The organism is Streptomyces sp. NPDC060205, assembly GCF_042728395.1.
Classification (GTDB): Bacteria; Actinomycetota; Actinomycetes; order Streptomycetales; family Streptomycetaceae; genus Streptomyces.
Map to the genome: position 1 here is coordinate 1 of NZ_JBHWZP010000403.1, position 7,755 is coordinate 7,755.

General features: G+C 73.1%; 6 protein-coding genes. 3 read left to right on the forward strand and 3 right to left on the reverse strand.

Annotated features, from left to right (window positions below):
• Window positions 1–345: 345 nt before the first annotated feature.
• The gene (locus tag ACFWGJ_RS39195; protein ID WP_387333744.1) at window positions 346–1,299 is read right to left on the reverse strand and encodes an ROK family protein; all 954 of its coding nucleotides are present in this window, start codon (window positions 1,297–1,299) and stop codon (window positions 346–348) included.
• 218 nt (window positions 1,300–1,517) lie between these two features.
• Between ACFWGJ_RS39195 and ACFWGJ_RS39200 the strand changes: the two genes are divergently transcribed.
• Window positions 1,518–2,555, forward strand: coding sequence for a LacI family DNA-binding transcriptional regulator (locus tag ACFWGJ_RS39200; RefSeq protein WP_387333749.1), 1,038 nt, complete (start codon window positions 1,518–1,520; stop codon window positions 2,553–2,555).
• Between the two features lie 3 nt (window positions 2,556–2,558).
• Window positions 2,559–3,392, forward strand: coding sequence for a hypothetical protein (locus ACFWGJ_RS39205; protein WP_387333745.1), 834 nt, complete (start codon window positions 2,559–2,561; stop codon window positions 3,390–3,392).
• Here ACFWGJ_RS39205 and ACFWGJ_RS39210 read toward each other — a convergent pair.
• Together ACFWGJ_RS39210 and ACFWGJ_RS39215 are read right to left on the reverse strand one after the other, a co-directional pair.
• A complete protein-coding gene (locus ACFWGJ_RS39210; RefSeq protein WP_387333746.1) occupies window positions 3,338–5,131 on the reverse strand; it encodes a serine/threonine-protein kinase in 1,794 nt (597 codons plus the stop codon). The genes ACFWGJ_RS39205 and ACFWGJ_RS39210 overlap by 55 nt on opposite strands.
• Before the next feature lie 96 nt (window positions 5,132–5,227).
• Window positions 5,228–6,532, reverse strand: coding sequence for a DUF6986 family protein (locus ACFWGJ_RS39215; RefSeq protein WP_387333747.1), 1,305 nt, complete (start codon window positions 6,530–6,532; stop codon window positions 5,228–5,230).
• Window positions 6,533–6,810: 278 nt separating this feature from the next.
• Here ACFWGJ_RS39215 and ACFWGJ_RS39220 point away from each other — a divergent pair, with 278 nt between their 5' ends.
• Entirely contained in the window at window positions 6,811–7,713 is a 903-nt protein-coding gene (locus ACFWGJ_RS39220) for an endonuclease/exonuclease/phosphatase family protein (protein ID WP_387333748.1), read from the forward strand.
• Window positions 7,714–7,755 lie beyond the last annotated feature (42 nt).

The window sequence follows — 7,755 nt, forward strand, 5'->3', positions numbered from 1 at the left end:
CGCCTAACGGGGCGCGGGGCTCGCTGTGTCACGTGGGCGCGATGCCTCAAGCCCGCGCCCACCAAACAGCGCCCCTGCCCCCAACCCCCCAGGGGCGCGGGGAACTGCGCGATCAGCCACGACGGACCGTCACCCGCTCGACGACCGCATCTACCAAACCCTCGCCTAGCCAAGGCCGGCCCAAGGGGCGCGGGGAACTGCGCGACCAGCCCCCACCGGCCGTCACCCGCACAACAACCACATCCACCCAACCCCCGCCCCGGCAAGGCCGGCCCCAGGGGCGCGAGGAACTGCGCGACCAGCCACGACCGGCCGTCACCTCACCCCCGGCCGGAGGCCCACCCCTCAGCCAACAGCCGCCGTCGTGGTCGGGCGGCGGCTCAGCGCCGCGGACGCCGCGCCCACCAGGCCCGCGTCCGTGCCCATCTGCGCGGGCGTCACCGTGAGGCGCTGCACGAACGACAGCGTCGCGTAGTCGCGCAGAGCGGCCCGCAGGGGCGCGAACAGCACCTCGCCCGCCTTGCCCACTCCCCCGCCGATCACCGCGATGTCGATCTCCACGAGGGTCGCGGTCGCCGCGATGCCCGCCGCCAGCGCCTGCGCGGCCCGCTCGAAGGAGGCCGTCGCGACGGGGTCGCCCGCACGGGCGGCGGCCGCCACGGCAGCCGCGGACTCGTCCCCCTCGGGGCCCGGCCGCCACCCGCCCTCGATGGCGCGGCGCGCGATGTTCGGCCCGCTCGCGATGCGCTCGACGCAGCCACGGGACCCGCACGGACACAGGTCGCCGTCCAGATCCACACTGATGTGGCCGATGTGACCGGAATTGCCCGTGGGTCCGGGATGCAGCTTCCCGCCAAGGACCAGCCCGCCGCCGACCCCCGTGGACACGACCATGCACAGCGCGTTGTCGTGCCCCCGGGCCGCCCCCTGCCAGTGCTCGGCCGCCGTGATCGCCACCCCGTCGCCGATCAGCTCGACGGGCAGCCCGTCCGTCACGGCGCGCACCCGTTCGACGAGGGGGAAGTCGCGCCAGCCGGGCACGTTCACCGGACTGACCGTGCCCGCCGAGGCGTCCACGGGCCCGGCGCTGCCGATGCCGACCGCCGTCACCCTGCTCCACAGGGGTGAGGCGGTCAGCTCGCCGAGCACGGCCTCCACGGCCCGGATGACGATGTCGCCGTGCTCCTGCGCGGGCGTCGGCCGCTGGGCGCGCAGCAGGATCCGGCCGTGGCCGTCCACCAGCGCTCCGGCGATCTTGGTGCCGCCGATGTCGAGCGCGGCCACGAGGTCGGTGTGCATCAGTGTCAGTTCTCCCGATCGGATCCCGATGGACCATGAGGAAAGGGCAGGCCGGTCGCGCGGTGGGGAGAGCGGGCCGGAAAAGCGATGGACAGTCTCTCTCGCATCTGACAACGTTGTCCAGGCTCTATGCTCGACGCCACATCCCGATCCGGGTGCCCATCGGGCCCGTCAAGCCCGACGCGGCCCCACAGGACTACAGGACAGGACAGCGCATCGTGGCCGAGACCGCCCGCCGAACCGAGAGCCGCTACGGCAACCGCCCGACGATGAAGGACGTCGCCGCGCGTGCCGGGGTCGGCCTGAAGACGGTATCGCGTGTAGTCAACGGCGAGCCCGGGGTCACCCCCGACACCGAGCGCCGCGTGCAGGAGGCCATCGAGGCGCTGGGGTTCCGCCGCAACGACAGCGCGCGCGTGCTCCGCAAGGGCAGCACCGCGAGCATCGGCCTGGTCCTGGAGGATCTGGCGGACCCGTTCTACGGCCCGCTGAGCCGGGCGGTGGAGGAGGTGGCCCGCGCCCACGGCGCCCTGCTGATCAACGGCTCCAGCGCCGAAGACCCGGACCGCGAGCAGGAACTGGTCCTCGCGCTCTGCGCGCGCCGCGTGGACGGGCTGGTCGTCATCCCGGCCGGAGACGACCACCGCTATCTGGAGCCGGAGATAAAGGCGGGCGTCGCCACGGTCTTCGTGGACCGCCCCGCCGGGCAGATCGACGCGGACGTGGTGCTCTCCGACAGCTTCGGCGGCGCGCGCGACGGCGTCGCGCATCTCATCGCGCACGGCCACCGCCGGATCGGGTTCATCGGTGACATGCCCCGCATCCACACGGCCGCCGAGCGGCTGCGCGGCTATCGCGCCGCGATGGAGGACGCCGGCATCCCGGTGGAGCCCGAGTGGATGTCCCTGGGCGTCACCGGCCCGGAGCGGGTCCGCGTGGCGGCCGAGACCATGCTCTCGGGCTCCTCCCCCGTGACCGCGGTCTTCGCGGGCAACAACCGCGTGACGGTCACGGTCGTACGCGTCATCGCCGAGCGCGCCCGCCCGGTCGCGCTGGTCGGCTTCGACGACATCGAGCTCGCCGACCTCCTCCAGCCCGGGGTCACCGTCGTCGCCCAGGACGCCGCCCAGCTCGGCCGTACCGCCGCCGACCGCCTCTTCCGCCAGCTCGACGGTTCCCTCGTGCTGCCCGAGCGCATCGAACTGCCGACGCGTCTGATCACCCGTGGCTCGGGTGAACTGCCGCCCGCCGCCTGATACATGGCGGAGCCCCGGCGCCACCCGGCCGACCGCACGCTCGAAGCACTCGGCCTGGCCGTGGCGCCGCGCGAGGACCCCCTTGTCTATCCCGGCGTCTGGCCCGCGGAGTCGGGGCTCCTCGACGGGGACCGGCTGCTGCCGCTGACCCGCCGTACGTTCCCGGGCCGGGAGCCCGTCCTCGCGGTCGGCTCGAACGCCTCCCCCGCCCAGCTCCGGCACAAGATGCGCCAGTACGAGCTGTCGTCCCCGATCCCCCTGGTGAAGGCGCGGGTCACCGGGCTGGAGATCGGCGTGTCGGCGCACGTCAGCGCCCTGGGATACGTGTCCGCGTCGCCCTTTCGCGTCCCCGGGCACACCCGCGAGCTGTTCCTCACCTGGCTGGACCCGGCCCAGCTGGCCGCGATCGACGCGAGCGAGGGAGTCACGAGGCCGTCGGGTGCGTACGACCGCGTGCTGCTGCCCTCGAACGACTTCCGCGTCGAGCCGGAGCCGAACGGGCCGGGTGAGCCCGGCGAAGTGCTCGACGGTGTCCATCTCTATGTGAACCGTCACGGTGTCCTGCACGACGGCACCGGGACTCCGCGCGAGCACCCAGGCGAGCGCCGGCTGCTCACCGAACTCCTCGCGGAGTCAGCGGGGTTGAGGGAACTGTTCGGGCCCACGCCCGAGGAGTTCTGCTCCCGGGCGCGCGGCGACCTGCGGCTCTGCGCCGAGGGGACGCGGCTGTTCGCCCGGGAGGGACGCACGACGGCTTCCGGCCTGGAGAAGTACGTACGCGCTCAGCAGACGGGCAGTCCGGGCACGGGTGAGTCGTTGTCGCCGCCCTGGACGTAGACGTCGCTGATCCAGACGCCGGTGTTGCCGCTGTCGTCGTCGGTCTTCGCCCACCAGGTGTTCGTCCACCTCCCGGAGGTCTCGCGGCGCCCCAGATCCTGCTGGCAGTAGAAGTAGTTGGTGCCGGCGTTGAGGGTGCCCGCCCGTGCTCCCGCGGCGGTGTAGGACGCCGCGGTCTTCCAGACCTGGCAGTTGTACTTGCCGCCGCCGATGGCGTGGCAGACCGGTGCGGCGCTCGCGGTCTCCCCGCCGCCCGAACTCCCGCCCGTGGTATCGCCCTTGGTGTCCCGGGGCGAGGGGGTGGGTGCCTTGTCCGTCGGTTCGGTGTCCTCGGTGCGGTCGGTGTCCTCCGTGGAGTCCGGTCGGTCGCCCGGGGGCGACGACTCCTTCTTGTCGGCCTGCTCCTTGGGCTTCTTGTCGTCCGTCAGGTCGACCGAGCCGCGGGTGGCGCCCGGGGAGGCGGTGCCGTCGGCGTCCCGGGAGGCTCCGGTCCTGGCGGCCGATCCGGACGCGTCGGAGTCCGTCAGGTGGGCGACGATGACACCGGTGGAGGCCAGTACGACGGCGACGGCCACGCCGACGAGCAGGATGCGACCCCTGCCGCGGCGCCGGGGAGCGGCGGGCGCGGCCGGCTCGGACGTGACCGGGGTTGCCGGGGTGACCGAAGGCACCGGGGTGGCCTGCGCGGCCGGGGCCGCCGGAGCGGACGGTTGCGGTATCGGTTGCGGCTGCGGCATCGGCTGTGGCGGCCCGAACCCCGGTGGTATCACCGGGACGCTCCGCTCGGTCGCCTCCCGCGCCGGGGGCGCGGGCGCCCTCAGCCCGCGGGTCGCCGAGTCCTCCCCGGTCGCCGCCGCCACCGCTTCCAGCAGTTCGCTCGCGCGGCCGGCCTCCGGACGGGACTCGGGCTGCTTGTGCATCAGCAGGCGCAGGACGGGGCCGAGCGGTCCGGCGCGGCGCGGTTCGGGCAGCGGTTCGACGACTATCGCCGTGAGCGTGGACCACGTGGACGTGCGGCGGAAGGGCGAGGACCCCTCGACGGCCGCGTACAGCGTGGCGCCGAGTGCCCAGATGTCGGAGGCGGGACCCGGCTCGTACCCCTGGGCCCGTTCGGGTGCCAGGTAGTCCAGGGAGCCGACCAGTTCGCCGCTGCGCGTGAGATGCGCGGTGGAGCCGTCGCCGGGGTCCTCCATCGTGGCGATGCCGAAGTCCGTGAGGACGACCCGTCCCGAGCGGTCGAGCAGGATGTTGCCCGGTTTCACGTCGCGGTGCAGGACTCCCGCCCGGTGGGCCGCGGCGAGCGCGTCCATGACCTTCGCGCCGATCCCGGCGGCCTCGCGGGCGTCGATCGTGCCGCGCTCGCGCAGGACGTCGTCCAGGGACGGCCCGTCCACCAGCTCCATGACGATGAGCGGGCGGCCGTCGATCTGAGCCACGTCGTGCACGGCGATCACGCCGGGGTGGCGCACCCGGGCCGCCGCGCGGGCCTCGCGCTGCATCCGCAGCCCCAGGTCGGCGAGTTCGGGCGCGTCCGCGTCCGTATAGGTGCGCAGTTCCTTGACGGCCACCTCGCGGCCGAGCACTTCGTCGTGGGCCCGCCAGACCACGCCCATTCCGCCGCGGCCCAGTGGGGCCACGACGCGGTAGCGGCCGGCCAGGAGCCGCCCGATCCCGTCCGGCTGTTCGCTCTCCCCGGGCCGGGCCCGCTCGCCCGGCTGCTGGTTCTCCCCCGCAGACACCGCTGCCCCGTTCCTGTGACGTGCCAATGAAGTGCCGCCCACAGTACGGGGCTCAGGTGACGGCGAGGGCCTGCGGCGGGTGCTGTGACAGGGCCGCTACTTGGCCGAGACCGTCAGATCCGCCCGCCGCGGTACCGCGAAGCCCTCCAGATCCGTGCGTGTGAGTCCGGTCGCCCGTGCCACTTCCGCGATGTCGAGGGCCCCGCAGTCCAGGCCGCGCAGCAGATAGCCGCTGAGCGCCTTGGCGGTGGCGGGCTCGTCCATCACGTCTCCGCCGGCGCGGTTGGCGTACGCGACGAGGCGGGCCGCGGCCTGCTCGAACCCCTCGCGGTAGAAGGCGAACACGGCCGCGTAGCGGGTCGGCAGGTGCCCGGGGTGCATGTCCCAGCCCTGGTAGTAGGCGCGGGCGAGGGCGCGGCGGGTGAGGCCGAAGTGCAGGCGCCAGGCGTCGTGGACCTTCTCCGTCGGGCCGACGGGCAGCACATTGGTGGAGCCGTCCGAGACCCGTACGCCGGTGCCCGCGGCCGCGACCTGCATGATCGCCTTGGCGTGGTCGGCGGCCGGGTGGTCGCTCGCCTGGTACGCGGCGGAGACGCCGAGACAGGCGCTGTAGTCGAAGGTGCCGTAGTGCAGTCCGGTGGCGCGGCCCTCGGCGGCCTGGATCATCCGGGCGACGGTCGCCGTGCCGTCGGTGGCGAGGACGGACTGGCTGGTCTCGATCTGGATCTCGAAGCCGATCCGGCCCCGCTCAAGGCCGTGGGCCTTCTCGAACTCCTCCAGGAGCCGCACCATCGCGGTGACCTGCTCCGCGTACGTGACCTTCGGCAGCGTGAGCACCAGGCCGGCGGGCAGTCCGCCGGCCGCCATCAGGCCGGTGAGGAAGATGTCGAGCGTGCGGATGCCCCGGGCGCGGACCGGTGCCTCCATGCACTTCATCCGGATGCCCATGTACGGGGCCGCCGTGCCGTCCTGGTACGCCTGCGAGATCAGCCGGGCGGCCCGGGCGGCGGACTCGTCCTCCTCGGCGTCGGGACGCGGCCCGTAGCCGTCCTCGAAGTCGACGCGCAGGTCTTCGATCGGCTCGCGCTCCAGTTTGGCGCGGACGCGGGCGTGCACGGGCTCGGCGAGGTCGTCGGGAAGGCCGAGGACGGCGGCGAAGGAGGCCGCGTCGGGTGCGTGCCGGTCGAGGGCGGCGAGGGCCTGGTCGCCCCAGGAGCGGAGGGTGTCGGCGGCGAAGGCGTCGCCCGGGACGTACACGGTGTGGACGGGCTGGCGGGTGCCGGGGTCTCCGGGGTAGCGGCGCTCCAACTCGGCGTCGACCGGGGCGAGGGAGGCGCTGATCTCCTCGCTGACGGCGCCGGCGAGGCTCGTCGCCACCTTCTCCTGCTGACCCTGACCCATTCCGCACCCTCCAGTTTTCCGCTCAGCGGAATCAACAATCCGTAGAGCGAAGTTATCCGCGACCTTCCGGCTGGTCAACACCCTCATTGCACCCCCCTTGCCCGGAGATCCTCCCCCGGCCCCCTCCCGGAACACGCGCGGACTTCCCTCCGGATCCATCCGGGCATCTCGACATGTTCACGCCCAACTCCGAGACTGCGAGGCGCACGACCCGACCGGCATCCGTCGCAGCAACGGTCCGCACCACAGACCGGCACTGGCCACAGAAGGAGCATCCCGTGCCCCGTCACAGCCGAGTCACGCGCCGCCTGGGACTCAAGACCGCGCTCGCCGCCGCGGTCGCCCTGCCCCTGTCCAGTACGGCGCTCTCCAGGTCGTCCGCCTCGGCGGCGGACCGCCACGGCCGCCTGGAGGTCATGTCCTTCAACCTGCGGTACGCGAGCACCGCCGAACCCCACAGCTGGGCCGTCCGCCGTCCCGTCACCCGTGAACTGCTGCGCCGGGAGCGGCCGCACGTCATTGGGACCCAGGAAGGCCTCCATCAGCAGGTGCGCGACATCGCGGCGGACCTCGGCGGGCACCACGACTGGATCGGCACGGGCCGCGCGGGCGGCAGCCGGGACGAGTTCATGACGGTCTTCTACGACACCCGCAGACTCGCCCCGGTGGAGTACGACCACTTCTGGCTCTCGGACACGCCGGCCGTGATCGGCTCGAACACCTGGGGCGGTGGCTCCATACGCATGGTCACCTGGGTCCGCTTCCGTGATCTGCGCGACGGACAGCGGGAGTTCTACTTCCTCAACACCCATCTGGACAACGCCAGTCAGAACGCACGCGCGCGTGCCGCGGCCCTGATCACCGAACGGATAGCAGGGCTGGACCGTTCCCTGCCGCTGGTGGTGACCGGCGACTTCAACGTCGCCGCCCACAAGAACCCCGTCTACGACACGATGCTGGCCGCCGGCCTCGTCGACACCTGGGAGACGGCGGCCGAGCGGAGCGAGCTGTACGCCACGTTCCACGGGTACCGGCCGCTGACCCCGGACGGCGACCGCATCGACTGGATCCTCGCCTCGCCCGGGGTGAGCGCGCACCGGGCGTCGATCAACACCTTCTCCGCGGACGGGCAGTTCCCGAGCGACCATCTGCCCGTACAGGCGTCCCTGACCCTGGGCTGAACGGGGTCCCGCACGCTGTGAGGCCCCCTCGACCGTGCCGGC